16 protein-coding genes are annotated in these 17,766 nt (G+C 54.1%); 10 read left to right on the top strand and 6 right to left on the bottom strand.

Annotation, left to right across the window (positions count from 1 at the left end):
• Positions 1-6: 6 nt before the first annotated feature.
• The 6 genes from CKQ54_RS21820 to flgA all read right to left on the bottom strand — a co-directional run bounded on the left by CKQ54_RS21820 (position 7) and on the right by flgA (position 8,374).
• The gene (locus CKQ54_RS21820) at positions 7-2,142 is read right to left on the bottom strand and encodes a virulence factor SrfC family protein (protein WP_120163761.1); all 2,136 of its coding nucleotides are present in this window, start codon (positions 2,140-2,142) and stop codon (positions 7-9) included.
• On the bottom strand, positions 2,139-5,111 hold the full coding sequence (locus tag CKQ54_RS21815; protein ID WP_120163762.1) for a virulence factor SrfB: 2,973 nt from the start codon (positions 5,109-5,111) through the stop codon (positions 2,139-2,141). The genes CKQ54_RS21820 and CKQ54_RS21815 overlap by 4 nt, the downstream gene beginning before the upstream one ends.
• A gap of 3 nt (positions 5,112-5,114) precedes the next feature.
• Entirely contained in the window at positions 5,115-6,575 is a 1,461-nt protein-coding gene (locus CKQ54_RS21810; RefSeq protein ID WP_120163763.1) for an SrfA family protein, read from the bottom strand.
• A gap of 239 nt (positions 6,576-6,814) precedes the next feature.
• Entirely contained in the window at positions 6,815-7,258 is a 444-nt protein-coding gene (locus tag CKQ54_RS21805; protein ID WP_232829829.1) for a flagella synthesis protein FlgN, read from the bottom strand.
• Between the two features lie 23 nt (positions 7,259-7,281).
• Complete coding sequence (flgM, locus tag CKQ54_RS21800) at positions 7,282-7,581, bottom strand: flagellar biosynthesis anti-sigma factor FlgM (protein ID WP_113877427.1); 300 nt, start codon at positions 7,579-7,581, stop codon at positions 7,282-7,284.
• Positions 7,582-7,657: 76 nt separating this feature from the next.
• Positions 7,658-8,374 (bottom strand): flagellar basal body P-ring formation chaperone FlgA, encoded by a 717-nt coding sequence (gene flgA / locus CKQ54_RS21795; protein WP_120163764.1) that lies wholly within the window; start codon positions 8,372-8,374, stop codon positions 7,658-7,660.
• 272 nt (positions 8,375-8,646) lie between these two features.
• On the opposite strand from flgA, the gene flgB reads away from it, so the two are divergent.
• The 10 genes from flgB (at position 8,647) to flgK (ending at position 17,738) form a co-directional block, all read left to right on the top strand.
• Entirely contained in the window at positions 8,647-9,060 is a 414-nt protein-coding gene (gene flgB, locus CKQ54_RS21790) for a flagellar basal body rod protein FlgB (protein WP_112287701.1), read from the top strand.
• Positions 9,061-9,068: 8 nt separating this feature from the next.
• Complete coding sequence (gene flgC / locus CKQ54_RS21785) at positions 9,069-9,473, top strand: flagellar basal body rod protein FlgC (protein WP_112287700.1); 405 nt, start codon at positions 9,069-9,071, stop codon at positions 9,471-9,473.
• A gap of 11 nt (positions 9,474-9,484) precedes the next feature.
• Complete coding sequence (locus CKQ54_RS21780) at positions 9,485-10,159, top strand: flagellar hook assembly protein FlgD (RefSeq protein WP_120163765.1); 675 nt, start codon at positions 9,485-9,487, stop codon at positions 10,157-10,159.
• A 44-nt stretch (positions 10,160-10,203) separates the two neighbouring features.
• Complete coding sequence (flgE, locus tag CKQ54_RS21775; protein ID WP_113877431.1) at positions 10,204-11,430, top strand: flagellar hook protein FlgE; 1,227 nt, start codon at positions 10,204-10,206, stop codon at positions 11,428-11,430.
• Between the two features lie 11 nt (positions 11,431-11,441).
• Positions 11,442-12,197 carry a flagellar basal body rod protein FlgF gene (locus CKQ54_RS21770; protein ID WP_120163766.1) on the top strand — a complete coding sequence of 252 codons (756 nt, stop codon included), beginning with the start codon at positions 11,442-11,444 and terminating at the stop codon, positions 12,195-12,197.
• A 13-nt stretch (positions 12,198-12,210) separates the two neighbouring features.
• Entirely contained in the window at positions 12,211-12,993 is a 783-nt protein-coding gene (gene flgG, locus CKQ54_RS21765) for a flagellar basal-body rod protein FlgG (RefSeq protein WP_120163767.1), read from the top strand.
• A gap of 160 nt (positions 12,994-13,153) precedes the next feature.
• Complete coding sequence (locus CKQ54_RS21760; RefSeq protein WP_120163777.1) at positions 13,154-13,894, top strand: flagellar basal body L-ring protein FlgH; 741 nt, start codon at positions 13,154-13,156, stop codon at positions 13,892-13,894.
• Between the two features lie 76 nt (positions 13,895-13,970).
• Positions 13,971-15,032 carry a flagellar basal body P-ring protein FlgI gene (locus CKQ54_RS21755; protein WP_244220277.1) on the top strand — a complete coding sequence of 354 codons (1,062 nt, stop codon included), beginning with the start codon at positions 13,971-13,973 and terminating at the stop codon, positions 15,030-15,032.
• The gene (flgJ, locus tag CKQ54_RS21750; RefSeq protein ID WP_113877434.1) at positions 15,032-15,979 is read left to right on the top strand and encodes a flagellar assembly peptidoglycan hydrolase FlgJ; all 948 of its coding nucleotides are present in this window, start codon (positions 15,032-15,034) and stop codon (positions 15,977-15,979) included. The genes CKQ54_RS21755 and flgJ overlap by 1 nt, the downstream gene beginning before the upstream one ends.
• Positions 15,980-16,100: 121 nt before the next feature.
• Positions 16,101-17,738, top strand: coding sequence for a flagellar hook-associated protein FlgK (gene flgK, locus CKQ54_RS21745; RefSeq protein ID WP_120163769.1), 1,638 nt, complete (start codon positions 16,101-16,103; stop codon positions 17,736-17,738).
• Positions 17,739-17,766: the final 28 nt, after the last annotated feature.

Here is a 17,766-nt window from a genome sequence, read left to right as displayed (position 1 = left end):
GCGGATTTATGCCGTCAGCAACCGGCGCAGTGAACTTCTGTGTTTTTCATCCAGCCCGTCAGCCATTTCCCACTGCGTGTTTTCTGCTGCGCGGGTCAGCAGGGCGACCAGCCAGTCGAAAATGTATCGGGCATTACCCTGTATCACGTCATCGCCGAGGCTATCCGGACGCATTCCGGCACTGGCCTGCGCAGCAGGCGCAAAAATCGGTGCGCCCTTATTAATGCGGCTCTGCGGGCGCTGCCCGGCATCCGCCAGGTCGTAACCCAGCCAGCTGACAAAATCATTGACGACATTCCCCGCCTGAGTGACAGCCAGTGCGGCATCGCCATGTTGCTGTGCAAGCGTCGTTTCCAGCGTATCAGCCAGTCCGAGGCGATAAGCCGTGGTGATCAGCGTGTCGCACAGCGTCTGAAGCTGAGTGGCGTCCAGCCCGGCGGCACCGGCAGTGGCCTGATTATGGCCAAGCTGAGTCACATGATTCACCCACAGGGCGAAAACGTCTGCCGCAAAGCTGTCCTGCTGATGTGCTGTATCGGGAGCGGTGTCAGCGTCGTCAAACAAATCGACACTCATCATCAGCGCTGCAGGCTGCCCGGTATTTTTCTGCTGCTGTTGCTGCCAGCACTGATAAAGCGCGTCGCGTGGCAACATCAGCCGGTCAATCAGGTCACCTTGTTTTGCCGCCTGAGATTGCAGGGCGCGGATCATCATTTCAGTACGCTGGCCCGGTTGTTCATTTTCCGGCGAGATAAAGCGGCGGAACTGCGCGGCAATCCGCTGATGCAGACTCTCCTGCAAGGCGCGAAGCCGGTCCTCTCTCGATACGCCGTTGACTGCCGCCGACAGCCATTCGATCAGACATGCGATATCGCGCTGATCGAGGGCCTGTAATGTACCCCAGCGTTTTCCCGATTGCGTGATGTAACGCTGCACGGCGGCGTCGGTGTGATTGCCACGGGTAAAGCGCAGGTCGAAAGGCGTGATCGCCCAGACCAGACGCGGAAGCGCGCTCTGTGTCTGAGGCTGAGTTTCCTCCACCCAACTTTCCAGCATACGTGCCACCGGGCTCAGACTCTGGCTTTCGGCGACGGCGTTGCAGATAAGCACCGTATCGGGTTGCAGGCATTCCTGATAGCGGGGGAGCTGCCCGGCGGGGATGTCCAGAATATCGACGCCGGTCAGTGAAGAAGGCTGGCTCAGTGTGAAAGTGATTTCGGCACACAGGCTGACCAGATCCTGTTGCGGGAGGCTCATACGTGTCAGCGTATTTCCATCACGCAGCGGACAGACAATCACGTCGTTATTCAGCTCTGCGGTATTTTCCGCTGCGGGAACCAGGAAACCGGGGTTTGGCAGCAGCATATTGTCGACGACCAGACTGAGCGGGGCCAGAACCTGAGTCACTCCGCCTAAATTCTGCAACCTGCGTGCCTGCTGCTGCCACTGCGAACTCAGTGCCGGGTGTTCTCCCCACAGGGTGGAAAGCAATATTGCCCGGTCGGCCAGATCCAGCCAGGGAACCAGTTCAGCCATCTGCCAGACCAGCGCATCATCCAGATGATACGTGCTTCGAACCGACTGATGATAACAGCGGACGACCGATGAAAATTGTCCGCAGGTCATGCCCGGAATTTCACGCGGCTGGCGGCGCAGTTTCAGTTCAGCCAGTCTGGCAGTGATGGCGCTGCGGGACAGAATGCGCGGCTGGCGGGAAGCCTGATACTGGCGAATCAGCCGCTGTGCCAGTTCACTTTCACAAAACAGCGTCAGCAGCAGCGGAAAGTTTTCCACTCCGGGTGTCACGACCTCGGTGAAACGAACCGCCATCGAAGGCGGGAGATTATCGGGATTAATATGGCGCAGATAATCGAGCGTGTTTTCACCCAGCTGCACATAAACCTCGTCACTCCCTCCGGCGGCAATCATTTTTAGCATGTGGTGTTTACCGGCAACGGAGCTGCCGTAAAACCCCAGCGTCAGCGGTGCATCGTTCAGAGAAACGATCTGTTGCTGGCGCTGCTGCAATTGCATTAACCGCGCCAGCAGGCCGTCCGCTTCCCGATCCAGACGCGGGGAATGCGCACGGGCATCGTTTACCCATTCAGTGAGTTGATTAAGCATGGCGTCTGACTGGCTCATTTTAGGTATACGTTCCCGCTGTCGATCCAATAGTGATTTTCGCCGTTATAACTGCTGGCGAGCGTGTTCAGTTTCAGGCTTACCGCCCCTTCCGGCAGCGGACTGCCGTCCTGCATTGTGGCGTGCGCCAGAGAGAAGCCGCCGTTTTGCTGATCATATTGCAGCCGCACCTGCAAAATGCCGTCTCCCGCAATACGTTTTGCCAGTGCCGGCGTGTTGATTTTCAGCTGATACAGCGGTGTCGCCGGCCAGCGTGTATCAGCCAGCTGGCGGAACCCCAGACAAATATCGCCACGCACCGGGAAACTCAGGTTTTCATCCAGCCGCGCGGTCGGGCAGTCAAGATCCACCTGCGCATACCAGACGTTTTCTGCATTCAGGGTCTGATTACCCTCTAACACGCCCAGATAGCGGATGGTGGAATAAGCCTGTATATCGGCGGTTTTAAAGTTGAAACCCGGCAGGCGTAAATCCATCGCCAGACTGCAAAGCATCGCACCCAGCGCCGCGGTGGATTTTGGATTCACCACCCGACCCTGCTGACCGAAAGGGAAGCGTTCGTGGATCTGATAACTGTCCAGCCAGACAATACGGTTAACCGGCACCGGCTGCTGATAACGCAGTAACGCCTGAACACCCGGAAAACAGGAAGGGCGACCGGTAACCAGCAGGACATCACAGCAGTAATGGTTGATCACTTCGCACAACGCCTGAAGCGGCGCCGTCAGGCTGAAGCGCCCGGTGAGCAGGGCTTCTTTGAGCGATGCCAGTTCCACCAGCAGCGGGACGTCCAGCACATCGAAAGGCTGCGCATCTGCGGGCAGCAGCGGCTGGATGGTCTGATGGATATAATTGATCACATTCTGCGTCGGCTGGCGGGGGATCAGCTCACCGAACCGGCCTTCAAACAGCGCGCTGTTATCATGCGGATCGCTGTTTTCCCAGCTGGCGAGAATGGCGTGACCGAGAGGAATAAACAGCTGCAATGTGACCTGCTGGCGCAGCGTGGCGCGACTTCCGTCGAGGGCGGCATCGCCGAACAGCTTATTCATGACGCGCGCGGCATCAGTCACTCCGGCTTTTTGCAGGGTATTTTCCAGTGCCGGAAGAATGCAGTGGCGGATCACGTCCAGCAGAATGTCGTCCCCGGCAATTTTGAACCCTTCACGGAACAGCAGATTTGGCGTGATTTTGACATTGCTTCCCGCGCCGTCGTCGAGCTGATACTGGGTGATCGCCATATCCGTGGTGCCGCCGCCGATATCCACAGACGCCACACGCAGGGTGCGTCCCTGCGGTTCATCACTGGCAAGCTGCCGGTCAGGGCGCGCAAGGCTTTGGAAAAACACCTCCGCATGACCGGCATAATTATTGATGACTTCGTTATACAACCAGACCAGCTGGCCACAGGTGGCTTCGTCCCATTCCATTTGTACTTTTGGTAAAGGAACCACGGTGGCGCGGCTGCCGGAACCGGGCAGCATATCGTCATCTTTGGGCTGCCAGCCGAGGGATTTCCAGACCAGTTTTACCGCTTCCTGCACCCGCTGGCGGAAAATCTCCCGCTCCTGTTTGGGCATGGCAGAAGGCAGCGTCAGGACGATATCGCGCAGCTGGCGCGGTGCGTGAGTCAGCCCCATGCTCTGACGGTGGCCGACGCTGTTGATTTGCGCCAGTGCCTGAGCCAGCAGCTCACACAGCATGATCGTCATCAGCGAACTGCGGCTGTAGTTGGGCGAAAACACCGGCAGACGTTCATCCGGTGGCAGGCTGTACAAGGGCTGCCCGTCATCATTCATCAGATTCATCAGCGGTAACGCGATGGCACGAGGCTCACGCGGCGTTTTACCCGTCAGCTGACTGAAGCGCCACGCCTGATCCGAGGGGGCATCATCCCACAGATAACGGCGCGGGCTGGAAATCCCGCTGGCACCTTCGGTTCCCAGACGGCGCGTTGCCAGCAGGCGCGCTTCATCGCCCACGCGGGCAAAAGACGGCCAGACGAACGCCTCATCGCGGCCACTTTCCATTGAAAAATGGTGTTTGCCAAATTTGGCTTCGTTGAATTCCAGACGGCTGGTAAACAGCGGTTCGCTGATGAGTTGCGGCTCCGTCAGTGAGCGGATTTGCAGCTCGGCGCTTTGCTGTAATCCGGCATTTTTCGGACCATGATCTTCAAGGATCACGCCGCAGGTATGCGTGTTGCCCACATCAAGGATCAAGTCCACCGGAACCGGCGCATTGCTCAGGGTTTCCGTGACGATCTGAACTTCCGGGATCTCAAGCTGGGTACCAAGCATTTCGAGAATATTGAGGAAGTGTGCCTGATACTCGAAGGCTTTCATGGCGTTACTGATATCACCCGCGCTGCGCTTTTCCTGATTGGTGGCATAGTGAACAAACACTTCACGCAACCAGCCATCGACCCAGGTTTCATCCAGAAACTCACTGATTTCATGATTGTGCCACGCCAGTGCAAAGCGGCTGCCGTCGCGTACATCACGGGTGGTGAGAGCCAGCTGTGCGGTGGCGCTGTCATCGGCATGAACTTTGGTGTCGAAAGCAATACACAAACGCAGGGTGTTACCGGCTTCATCCGGCGCAGGCAGGCGTTTAATCTGCACGCGCGCCCAGTTCGCAGGGCTGTTGGTGAATACGCGCGGCGGACTAAAACGCATAAAAGGCAGCGGCAGCCAGACGTTGTCCATCACCTGCAAAGAATGTTCCAGAGAAACCGTCATCTCCGGGCGGACAAGTTCCGGCTCGCCGCCGTTTTCAGCGGGCAGGGTGAAGCGCTCAGACAACGTATCGTAGCTGAGACGCAGCAGCGGGCCATTGACGCTGTGACGCACAAAGCGACCCGCGTGCGGGCTTGCGCCCACCGGATTCAGGCCGAAATCCAGAAACTGCACGCTGCTGTTCTGGATGAGGGTAACGGCCGGTTTGAAGTCGATAAGAGTTGCCAGCATGAATTATTTACCCACTCTCAAAAGCGTCATCGGAACGACGGTGTTGTCTTCATAACGGCCGGTACATTGGGCCGCGCCACTGAGCGGTTGTCTGCAGGTGATTTCCGGCACCTGATAACGGGTGTCATCGCTGCATTTCGCTTTGGTGCGGCTCTTAATCAGCAAATTGCCTGACTGCATCAGTCCGAGATAAACGTCGGCTTTACAGACAATATTGTTGTTGCGGGTAATGCTGATGGTGCCTTCACTATTTTTGATCTGATAACGCAGACCCGGCGGGGTGCTGGTCAGCGGATTATTGACGTTGATGCTCGCCTTCCAGCGACCATTCATAAAGGCTGTGGATCCCGCTTTAACCTCATCAGCGGGCAGCACCAGTGCATTTTTATCAATGACCGGTTCCTCTACTTTTTCCACAACAGGCTCTTTCACTGACTCTTCTTTCACCGCTGGCGCAGGCGGCGCAACCACGACGGCAGGCTGAACCGGAAGGTGAGCAGACAGCGGGATTTTTGGCGTTTCGGCCACCGGTTCTGACGCCGTTTCGGCGATAGTTGCAGGCACGTTGTTTTCCGTGGATCCGGCGCGGTAAGGCGTCACCACCAGCGACGGCATCATGGCGGCGATGTACGGCCAGGCGACTGGCAGGCCGATAAACAGGATGCCCACAAAGGCAATCTTCAGCATCAGTCTGCGCCACAGCGGTCTGGTTTTTTGGGGCAGTGCGGCGGGCTCAGCCTGCACGGTGGCAGCAGGTTCTGACGGCGGTGCAGAAGGCGATGAGAGCGTAACGACGACTGGCTGCGGATCAGCAAATTTTTCTTCTTCAGGCTCAGGCGCGGGCAGCGGATCGGAAGCCTCAATAACCAGCGGCTTATTGATTACAGGCGTACTGATTTCAGGCTTTTCAGCGTCCTGTTTTTCAGCCACCTGCGCAATAACCGGTTCGTGTTCCGTGGCGATTTCTGCCACCACAGGTGGCGCGATCTCGCGCAGGCACTCGAGGGGATCATCCTGTTGCGGGTGGTTGAGGCGGGTAAATCCCCAGAATGTGATCACCGGTCTATCGTCGACCAGATAGACATGCTGACTGGCGGGAAACTGCACCACCCTGGCCAGCAGTGAGCCAAATAACCGGACGGCGGTTTTTTCAGCCAGCAGGCAGCTTTTACTCAGCGCACTGGCGCTGGTCAGGCAATTTTCCAGATACCGCAGGGCCTGTTCGCGTTGCTTATCGCTGGCGTAAGCCCACTGAGTGACGGTGCCTTCATACGGCGCGTACCAGTCCACTTTATCTTCGGCTTCATTGTGCTGGGGGATCGCCAGGCAATCGAGGAGGATCTGTTGTTTACGCAGACGTAATGTTTCGCGAATTTGTATCGCGCTTTCAAATATTGTCTGGCCGTTTTCACCGAGCGCATTGTAATCGTCCAGATATCCACTGCGCAGTATTAGATTTGCCACTTCACACCCTGTTTAAAATTCCGCATATTTTTACGCTGGCTATTTTAACGGCTTTCGGGATGAAATAATGATAAACAGATTGGCCGAAGAACGAACAGAAGTGACGCTTATTAAGGAGATGGAAAATACAAAAAAAAGCTTCCCGCGACAGGAAGCTAAAATAGACAACAGAGTGGTTTTTTAGATTTTTTATTTAGGGGACATAAGTTGTTAGTTTGTTAATGCTATTAATAATCCCGTTACACGCTGATATTATAAACCTTTCCTGATACAGGCGTCGCAGACTGACCTTCCTGACCATAAAGTGAGGTGGGTGTGCCAGCATCATTTACCAGTTTTTTAATGCTTTCAGTTTTCTGAATATGCATTTCAAGCAAGTCATAAATCTTTTTATTGAGCTCGTTAGAGGTAGTGACTTTCCTGGTGATATTTTTCCACAGCAATGCAAATCTTGCGTTCTGATGATAAGGCGCAGAAAGATGTAACGGCTTTTCAATTTGCTTACGCAGGTCATCATAATGACTGATCGTCGCCAGCAACTGACTTTTGCTGTCAGATACAATTTGCAGGGAAACAGGATTAATCTGCGTCCGCCTTAATTGGTTTGCTTCTTCGACAAGAATAGCCTCCAGTTCACCCAGAGAATCTTGAATTTTTAGCAGAACCGAACGTAAGTTTTCCATTTTCATTAATGTCTTATCAGAACTTATGAGAGTTGAAAGATGTCTTCGACCAGCGCATTGGCAATCTGGTCAGTATCAAGTTGTAATTCACCGGCATCCATGGCTGCGCGAATTTTTGCAAGACGGTCGTAGTCAACATCCTGTGAGCTGTCTGTCTGAATGGCCTGAGTCACTTTACTCAGCTTAATTTGCGTACCTGAGGTTTCGCTGGCTGCAACCGGTGCCGCGCTGATATCCGCGGCTTTCGGACGCATTTTTAAATCCTGCTGTTGCACATTCACAGCGGGTACTGAAAGAGGTTGAATTGTCCGGTCGATGCTCATGGTGTTCCTCTACATTCGTTGTTCTGGTGACCTCACGGTATATCTAAAATATCGGTGGCTGCCAAAATAACTAAAGCTATTCTTTTAAATTAATATGCACTTTTCCGTCCGGGGTCACCGTACCGGTCACAATTTGCCCTGAACGTGTGCTCAGTCTCACCGGCTGGCCTGCTGCGGCGCTGTCCAGCGCCTTGGCTTTTATGCGGATCTGAAACCCTTCACCGGTGGCTAACACGTCCACTTCCTGGCCGGAAACCACAGACCAGCCTTTGCGGAGCTGATTTTCCACCACCGGCTGGCCTTTATTGATAGTGCGCGTGGCGGTCTGGCCGACAATGCTCTCCCGGTCGAAAATCAGCCCAGCGGGGAGTCTGTCCAGCGATCCGCTGCGCGGCTCAATATCATTCGCATCAATCACGCTGCCGGGTTTAATCCCGTGACGAGCCGTCCACCAGGTTCCCTGCGCCTGCACTGAAATCTGAATAAATTTACGTTTGTTTCCGCACTGCGCAATGATGCTTTTATTCCCGGTCAGACGCCGGTTGTTGCCTGCTACGGATAATTCCGGCGTAGCGCAAAGGGATGACAGTTGTTCAGCGGGCGTCAGAATCTTTATGGTGCGGGTAATGGCGCTGTCCGACGGTCTTTCATTATGGCTATTCACCAGCGCAGTAATGTGTGTTTTAAGCGTCTCAACAGACGGCGTAGCGGCAATGGCATCAAAAGCGGATAAATAAAATATAAGGCTTAATAATGAAATTGCCGCAGTATAAAGAGGGCGGGGGAAAAACATGATGTGTACTGACCTTATATTATATAACGCAGGGCGGATCCCTTTTCCAACAACTTTTGACGGCTCAAAGTATAAGCCAGAAATTGCGTTTATTAACGTGTTAAATGCGCGAATTTGTGATGCCAATTTAATGGATTGCTTTGTGAAAATAAGCACGAAAAATCCATCCCGCTAAATGCGCTTATTTTTGTCATATCATCACAGTATAAAATTGAATCATTCGCCAATAGAATGTATGAGTTAATTTTCATAAGGCAGAGGGTTGTTTCTTCATGCTTGATAAACTCGATAATGCGCTACGTTTCCAGCAGGAAGCGCTGGGCTTACTGACTCAACGTCAGAATATATTGGCTTCTAACATTGCTAATGCCGATACGCCGGGATATTTAGCCCGGGATATTGATTTCTCTGAACAGTTAAAAAGTGCGGTGGAAAGAAATACGCCGGCACAGGGTCCTCTGACCTTGTCATTAACGTCAGGATCGCATATTCCCGCTGTGGCACCAGCAATAGATAACGGACAGCTGCTTTATCGTATTCCCGATCAGCCAAGTGCTGATGGAAATACTGTTGATATGGATCGTGAGCGTATCAGTTTTGCTGATAACAACATGAAATATCAGACCAGCCTGACCGTTTTGGGTGGGCAAATTAAAGGCATGATGAGTGTCATTGGCCAGGGTTAATTATTGTCATGTCTACGATGAGTATTTTTGATATTTCAGGTTCCGCTATGGCGGCCCAGTCTAAACGTCTGAACGTCAGCGCCAGCAATATGGCCAACGCCGACAGCGTCGTCGGGCCGGATGGTCAGCCTTACCGCGCCCGTCAGGTGGTATTTCAGGTGAACAGTGCGCCGGGTCAGGAAATTGGCGGCGTTCGCGTCAGCGATGTGGTGGAAAGTAATGAGCCGGATCGTCTGGTGTATGAGCCGTCAAATCCGCTGGCGGATGCTAAGGGTTATGTCCGCATGCCCAATGTGAATGTGGTTAATGAAATGGTGAACACGATTTCTGCCTCCCGCAGTTATCAGGCCAACGTTGAAGTGATGAACACGGCCAAATCGATGATGTTGAAAACATTAACGCTGGGCCAATAAGGGACAACGCCATGGCTGTTTCACCGGTAATGAATAATGGTTCATCTTCCCCGACGTCGACAGGCACGGGCAGCAGCGCGGCTGACCTGTCGCAGAGTTTCATGGAACTTCTGGTTGCGCAGATGCAGAACCAGGATCCCACTAATCCGATGGATAACAACCAGCTGACCTCTCAGCTGGCGCAATTTAACACCGCCGCGGGCGTCGAGAAGCTTAACAGCACCCTGGGTGACGTGGGTCTGATCGTCAACAGCATGCAACAGATGAACGCCGCGCAATGGGTCGGACGCACCGTGTATATCGAAGGCGATTCGACCGTTTCCAACAAAGAAGGCGGGAATAAAGATTTCGGCTTCAGCCTCGATTCGGATGCCGACAAGGTGACCGTCACCCTGACGGATGAGCAGGGCAACGCCTATACCGCGGATGTGAAAGGGGCAAAAGCCGGTCCCAATAAGTATTCACTGGACGATCTGGATAACTTTAAGCCCTCCGATCCGACCGTTGATGAGACCAGCATCTTTAAGGTGACTTTCACCGCCTCCAACGAAAACGGCAGTGTGCCAAAAGTCACGTCACTGAAAAAAGGCACCGTTGAAAGTGTGTCCTTCACCAATGGCGGCGCTCAGCTCCAGCTGGGGCTGGACGGAACCGCGCCGATTGGCAAAGTGTATTTGATTGAGTGATCAGGTCTTCATATTTCATTTATTAGTGTTCAGGAAGAATAACAATGAGTTTTTCACAAGGTCTCAGCGGATTAACCGCAGCTTCTCAGGCCCTCGATGTGGTCGGTAATAACATTGCGAACTCCCAGACAGTGGGCTTCAAATCCGGCTCCATTGCGTTTGCTGATGTCTTTGCCGGTTCTCAAATCGGTATGGGTGTACAGGTTTCCTCAGTAAACCAGAACTTCAGCGATGGCGTACTCGGGATGGGCAACAGTGATCTGGATATGGGTATCCAGGGCAACGGTTTCTTCCGTCTGGCCAGTGAATCCGGCAGCATTTTCTACAGCCGTAACGGACAGTTCAAACAGGACGAAAACGGTTATATCGTCAACAACCAGGGCATGTTCCTGACCGGTTATCAGGCCACCGGAAACCCGCCAGCCATTCAGCCGGGTGCGGCTGTCGGCCCGATTCAGATCCCAAATGGTCAGATGCCCGCGCGCGCTTCTGACGCCGGTACCCTGAAAGGCAACCTGGATTCGGGCAGCAAGGTCATCGATCAGACCGCTAACCCGTTCGACCCTGCGGATAATAAAAGCTACAACTCCGTCACTCAGCTGGATGCCTACGACAGCCTCGGTAACAAGCACACCATTAACGTGTATTACGTCAAAACCGGTGACAACGAATGGAAAGCCTATTCCAGTGATACCACCTCGCCAAATCTGAATGATCAGGGTGAGCCGGTCTATCAGGAACTCGGTTTATCTTTCGATACCGCAGGTCAGCTGACCACCAACCCGGCGAAATTAAGCATTCAGGGTGCCGGTTATAACGGCGGCGCACCGCTGAATTTCGATCTGGATATGGACGGAATGACCCAGCAGGCGTCGGATACGGACATGGGCAGCCCGACCACCACCGGTTACGCGCCGGGTATGATGAACGGCTATATGGTCGGTGATAACGGTCAGGTGATTGCAAGCTACAGCAACGGTCAGTCACAGCTGATCGGTCAGGTGGTGCTGTCAAACTTCACCAACCCGGGCGGTCTGACGTCCAAAGGTGACAACACCTGGGCAGAAACGCCGGAATCCGGTCAGCCTTCTACCGGCGTGGCCGGTACCGGGAATCTGGGTAACCTGCTGGGTAACCGCCTTGAGTCTTCCAACGTGGATCTGAGCAAAGAGATGGTCAACATGATCGTCTATCAGCGCAACTATCAGTCCAACTCGCAGACCATCAAAACCCAGTCTGAACTCCTTCAGATCCTGGCTAATCTGGGCTAAAGGCTGCTGCTATGGATCGCGCAATATATACCGCCATGGGCGCGGCAAATGCCGCCCTCAACCGTCAGGCCGTCACGTCAAATAACCTGGCGAATGCCACCACGACCGGATTTCGGGCACAGCTCGCGGCTTTCCGCGCCGTGCCGGTAAATGGTCCGTCCGTCGCCACCCGTACGCTGGTGACGGAATCCACGCCTTACCACGACGATTCGATGGGCGCCATCAACCAGACCGGACGCAATCTCGACGTTGCCCTGCCACAAAATGGCTGGCTGGCGGTCGCCTTGCCGGACGGCACTGAGGCTTACACCCGCGCGGGCAATATTGCCGTCGACAGCGAAGGTCTGCTGAGCATCAGAGGAATGCCGGTTCTCGGCGACGGTGGCCAGATTAACGTGCCACCGCAGTCTGAGCTGACCATTGCGCCGGACGGGACGATCACCGCACTCGGTGCCGGTGATGAACCGACCGCGCTGGCGCAGGTGGGCAGGCTGAAGATGGTGAATTCACCCCTTCAGGATCTGACGCACGGCGATGACGGGTTGTTCCATATCTCTCCACAATCGCCAAACGCCGGGCTGGCTCAGCTCCCTGCGGATCCTGATTTACAGCTGATCCCGGGCGCGCTGGAAAGCAGCAACGTCAATCCCGCCAAATCGATGGTGGACATGATTGCGACCGCGCGCGGCTTTGATATGAACATGAAAGTCATCAGTGCAGTGGATGACAATGAAAAGAAAGCTAACCAGCTACTGAGCATGGGCTAAGAGGAAATTCAGCATGATCCGTTCTTTATGGATTGCCAAAACAGGTCTTGAAGCACAACAGACCAACATGGATGTCATCTCCAATAACCTGGCAAACGTGAGCACCAACGGTTTCAAACGCCAGCGTGCGGTGTTTGAAGATTTGCTTTATCAGACCCTGCGCCAGCCCGGTGCTCAGTCTTCCGAGCAGACCACCATTCCTTCCGGTTTGCAGTTAGGTACCGGTGTTCGTCCCGTGGCGACCGAGCGTATTCACAGCCAGGGTAGCCTGACGCAAACCAATAACAGTAAGGATGTGGCGATCGAAGGTCACGGGTTCTTCCAGGTGCTGTTGCCCGATGGCACCACCGGTTACAGCCGCGACGGGTCATTCCAGTTTGATCAGAACGGTCAGCTGGTCACCGCCAGCGGGTATCAGGTTCAGCCTGCGATCACCATTCCGCAAGATGCTGACACCCTGACCGTCGGCAAGGACGGCATCGTGAGCGTCACCGTACCGGGACAGACTGCGCCGCAACAGGTCGGGCAGCTGACGTTAAGCACGTTCATCAATGATTCCGGTCTGGAAAGTATCGGTGAAAACCTTTACCGCGAAACCCAGGCTTCCGGCGCGCCGAATGAAACAACGCCCGGTCTGAACGGGGGCGGCACCCTGAAACAGGGCTATGTCGAAACCTCAAACGTTAACGTGGCGGAAGAGCTGGTCAACATGATCCAGACTCAGCGAGCCTACGAAATTAACAGTAAAGCCGTTTCAACGTCCGACCAGATGTTGCAACGCCTCACACAACTTTAAATCTGTTTAAACCTGAATCCTGTTTAAACCTGACTCCTGTTTAAGCCTGAATCGTTTTTAAACCTTAATCGTATTTAGAAGCCTCAAAGCACCCATACGCCCGGCCTCTGTCCTGCAGACGGGGGCCGCTTTATGGCTGCTTAAGCCTGTAGTGGATGAAATGAAAAACCAGCTTTCTTCTCTGTATCCCGTCCTGTTGCCGAACCGCACACGTGCCGCCAGCCAGCTGATCGTGGCCGGTGCGCTGACGTTGCTTCTGACGGGATGCGCTTATCTTCCTCACAAACCTTTAGTCGATGGCGTCACGACCGCCAGTCCGGCGGCGGCAGCCACCACTACCGCTAACGGGTCTGTATTTCAAACCGGGCAGGCGATGAGCTACGGCTATCAGCCGATGTTTGAAGACCGCAGACCCCGCAACGTGGGCGACACGCTGACCATTGTGCTGCAGGAAAATGTCAGCGCCAGCAAAAGTTCTTCGGCCAATGCCAACCGTGGCGGATCCACCGACCTTTCTGTTGATGCTGTGCCCAGTATGCTGGCCGGTTTACTGGGCGGTGACCGCGCAGCGACCTCGATCAGTGGCAAAAATGATTTCTCCGGCAAAGGCGGCGCTGCGGCGAAAAACACCTTCAGCGGCACGATCACCGTCACCGTTCAGCAACTGCTGGAAAACGGCAACCTGAAAGTCGTGGGCGAGAAGCAAATCGCCATCAATCAGGGAACGGAGTTCATCCGTTTCTCCGGTGTGGTTAACCCGCGAACCATCAGCAGCAGTAACACGGTTATCTCCACTCAGGTGGCGGACGCCCGCATCGAATATGTCGGTAACGGCTACATCAACGAAGCGCAACAGATGGGCTGGTTGCAGCGTCTGTTCCTGAATTTATCCCCTTATTAATGGTTAACAGACGACAGTTATGAAAACTTCATTTCTCTCGCTGTGCCTGACACTGTTCTGTGGCCTGATTTTCATCATGCCGCAGAATGTACAGGCAGAGCGTATTCGCGATTTAACGTCGATTCAGGGTATTCGCAGCAATTCCCTGATGGGTTACGGGCTGGTGGTCGGCCTTGACGGCACCGGCGACCAGACCATGCAAACGCCTTTCACCACCCAAAGCCTGAGCAATATGTTGTCCCAGCTGGGGATCACCGTGCCCGCAGGTACCAACATGCAGCTGAAAAATGTGGCGGCTGTGATGGTGACCACTGATTTGCCTCCTTTCGCACGTCCGGGCGAGAAAATCGATGTGGTGGTGTCTTCGCTGGGTAACGCGAAAAGCCTGCGTGGCGGCACATTATTAATGACGCCACTCAAGGGTGTAGATAACCAAATTTATGCGCTGGCGCAGGGGAATTTACTGGTCTCCGGTGCGGGGGCGCAAAGCGGGGGCAGCCGTGTGCAGACCAATCAGCTTAACGGCGCGCGCATCAGCGGCGGCGCCACGGTAGAACGTGAAGTGCCGGCCAGTTTTGCTCAGGAAAATACGCTGCGCCTGCAACTTAATGATGATGATTTCACCGTCGCCCAGCAGATCAGTGATGAGATTAACCGCCGTTTCGGGGGTTCAACCGCCGTCGCGGAAGACTCGCGCACCGTGAAGTTGTTTGCCCCGTCCGGCAGTGCCGCCAAAGTGCGCTTCCTGGCCGATGTGCAGAACATCCCGATCCGTATCGGCATTATGGATGCCAAAGTGATCGTCAACTCCCGCACCGGTTCGGTGGTGATGAACCGCCATGTGACGCTGGACGCTTGTGCGGTGGCGCAGGGTGATCTGACTGTCGAAGTCTCGCGCACCAATCAGGTCAGTCAGCCGGATACACCTTTCGGCGGCGGTCAGACGGTGGTGACACCGAATACGCAGATCTCCGTACGTGAGCAAAATGGTTCGCTGCAACGGGTGAACACCAGTGCTGATCTCAATAACGTGGTCCGTGCGCTGAACAGCCTGGGCGCGACGCCTAACGATCTGATGTCGATTTTGCAGTCGATGAAAAGTGCCGGTTGTCTGCGTGCCAAACTGGAGACCAACTGATGAGCAGCTCACCGCTGACTTCCGGGGCGGCGTTTGATGTCCGCGGCCTTGATGCCCTGAAGCGCGAAGTTAAAAGTAATTCGCAAGAAGGGATCAAAGCGGCGGCTAAGCAGATGGAAGGCATGTTTATCCAGATGATGCTTAAAAGTATGCGCGACGCCTCTTTTAAGGATGGCCTGCTGAACAGCCAGCAGTCGGACATGTTCACCTCCATGTATGACCAGCAGATCTCTCAGGACATTGCCTCGCAAAGCAAAATGGGGTTTGCCGACCTGATGGTCAGACAAATGGGGGGAGAAGTGACGCCGGTGACGAATACACCCGGTGTTGCTCCGGCACCTTATGTGCTCAACGGCGGCGGGTATGCGTCCCGCGTCCCGCTGAGCCGGTCTGAGCAGATGACATCTGAAAGCCTGAGCGCGGCGCAATATTCCCGGGGAACAGAGAAAAACAGCCACTTTATTTCCCGGATGCTTGAACCCGCAATAGCGGCGGCAAAGAAAAGTGGTATTCCGCATCAGCTGATTATTGCCCAGGCGGCGCTGGAGTCAGGCTGGGGAAATAAAGAAATTACCACAACAAATGGTAAACCAAGTCATAACTTATTCGGAATAAAAGCCACGCCGGACTGGAAAGGTGAATCGACAGAAATAACCACCACCGAGTTTGTCAACGGCACGGCGCAAAAGGTCAAAGCCGCATTTCGCGTATATCCGTCTTATTCTGAAGCGCTGGCCGATTACACGTCTCTTCTGACGAATAATCCACGTTATCAAAATGTTGCGCGTTCCGGCTCACCGGAAAGGGCGGCGCACGCCCTGCAGTCAGGCGGATATGCCACCGATCCGGCGTATGCGAAAAAATTGATCAACATCATTAATCAGGTGAAAGGAAATATCAGTCAGGGCGTGAATGCCTATAAAACCGATCTTTCTTCAATTTTTTAGCTTTCGGCGTTTTAGTTTATTTTCGAAGTACCGATAGATTAAACAGGTGCGAATTTTCCTAGAGAATAATTCTGGACAAAGGCGCTAACAACTTTAGCCAAGAACACAATGTTGGTGATTTATGAATCTTTTTAATCTGGCTCAGAGCGGGCTCAGCTCAGCACAGGCAGCGATGAATGTCGTGGGCAACAATATGAACAATGCCTTAACGCCAGGCTACAGCCGACAGAGTATTATTCTGGGCGAAGCGGGCGGCAGAACCACCGGTTCCGGCTACTTCGGTTACGGGGTTCAGGTGAATGGCGTTCAGCGCGCTTATAACGGATTTGTGAATAACCAGCTGCGCGGCGCGTACACAGAATCATCAAGCCAGGTCGGGCGTTATCAGCAGCTGACCCAGATTGATAATATGCTGGGTGATGACACCAGCAACATCTCCACATCGCTGAACAGCATCTTTAAATCGCTTGAGGAAATGAGCGCCGATCCGGTCAGTCAGGCTGCGCGTCAGGGAGCTTTATCCCAGTTCAAGGCGATTTCTTACCAGTTCAATACCAAGAGCAATACCCTCAACGGGCTGGAAAAAAGCACCAACACCCAAATTTCTCAGAGTGTTTCTGACATCAACGCCGATGCCAAACAGCTCGCAAAACTCAATGACGAAATCGCCAAGATCCACGGACGCACCGGCGATCTTCCGGCTGATCTGCTCGATCAGCGCGATGCATTGTTAGAACGCCTGAGCACGCAGGTGGGCATCAAGGTCAACGAAAACACCACCACGGGTCGTGTGGACGTGACGCTGTCCAACGGTATGCCGCTGGTGAACGGCAACCGCTCTTACGCGCTTGAAGCGTCGGTTTCCGCTGAAGATCCTTCCAAAACGGTTGTGGCTTACGTCGATGCTTCAGGCAACAAAATGCTGCTTGATGAAGACAAAATGAGCGGCGGCAAGCTGGGCGGATTATTTAAATTCCGCAATGAAGATCTGGTCGAAGCCCGTAACCAGCTGAACCAGCTGGCTTTGCAAATGGCTAACCGCTTCAACGAGGTCAATGCCGCAGGGTTCGATCTCGACGGCAATCCGGGCGGTAACATCTTCAATATTGCTGACCCGACCGCACTGGCAAACCGTGGAAATACCGGCGACAGCTCGCTGGACGTGTCCTTCTCCGATATCAGCAAAGTGAAGTCAGAGGATTACACCTTAACCTTCAAAGGCCCGAACGATACCGACTGGGAAGTGACCACGGCAGATGGCAGAACCATCAACCCGACTGTCGGCACTAACGGCGAACTGGAGTTTGAAGGGGTGTCCATCAAACCGCAGGGAACGCCTCAGCCGGGTGACAGTTTCGTGATGAACCCGACAGCGGGCGCGGCCGGAAAGCTCAGCGTGGCTATTACCAAAGGCGACCAGATCGCAGCATCGAGTAAAAGCGGCGAAGAGAGCAATAACGAAAACATCAAGGATATGCTGGCGATCAAGACCGAAACGCTGATTGGCAACGGCACGCTCACCGAAGCCTATTCCAGTCTGGTCAGCTCCGTCGGTTCTTCCATGACCGCGCTTAAGGCAGATAACGAAACAACGTCCAAAGCCACCGCCGCTATCGAATTCGAAAAGCAGTCGGTTTCCGGCGTGGATCTGATGGAAGAGTCGGTCAAGATCCAGATGTACACCCAGTATTATCAGGCCAATGCACAAGTGTTGCAGGCCGCGAACACACTTTTTGACACTCTGTTGAGTCTCCGCTAACCCGTGAATGTGTCACGGGCAGCGTGGC

This window comes from Rahnella variigena (genome assembly GCF_003610915.1).
Lineage (GTDB): Bacteria > Pseudomonadota > Gammaproteobacteria > Enterobacterales > Enterobacteriaceae > Rahnella > Rahnella variigena.
Note: the sequence above shows the minus strand (reverse complement) of the source record. Positions and strands in the feature narration are given on the sequence as shown.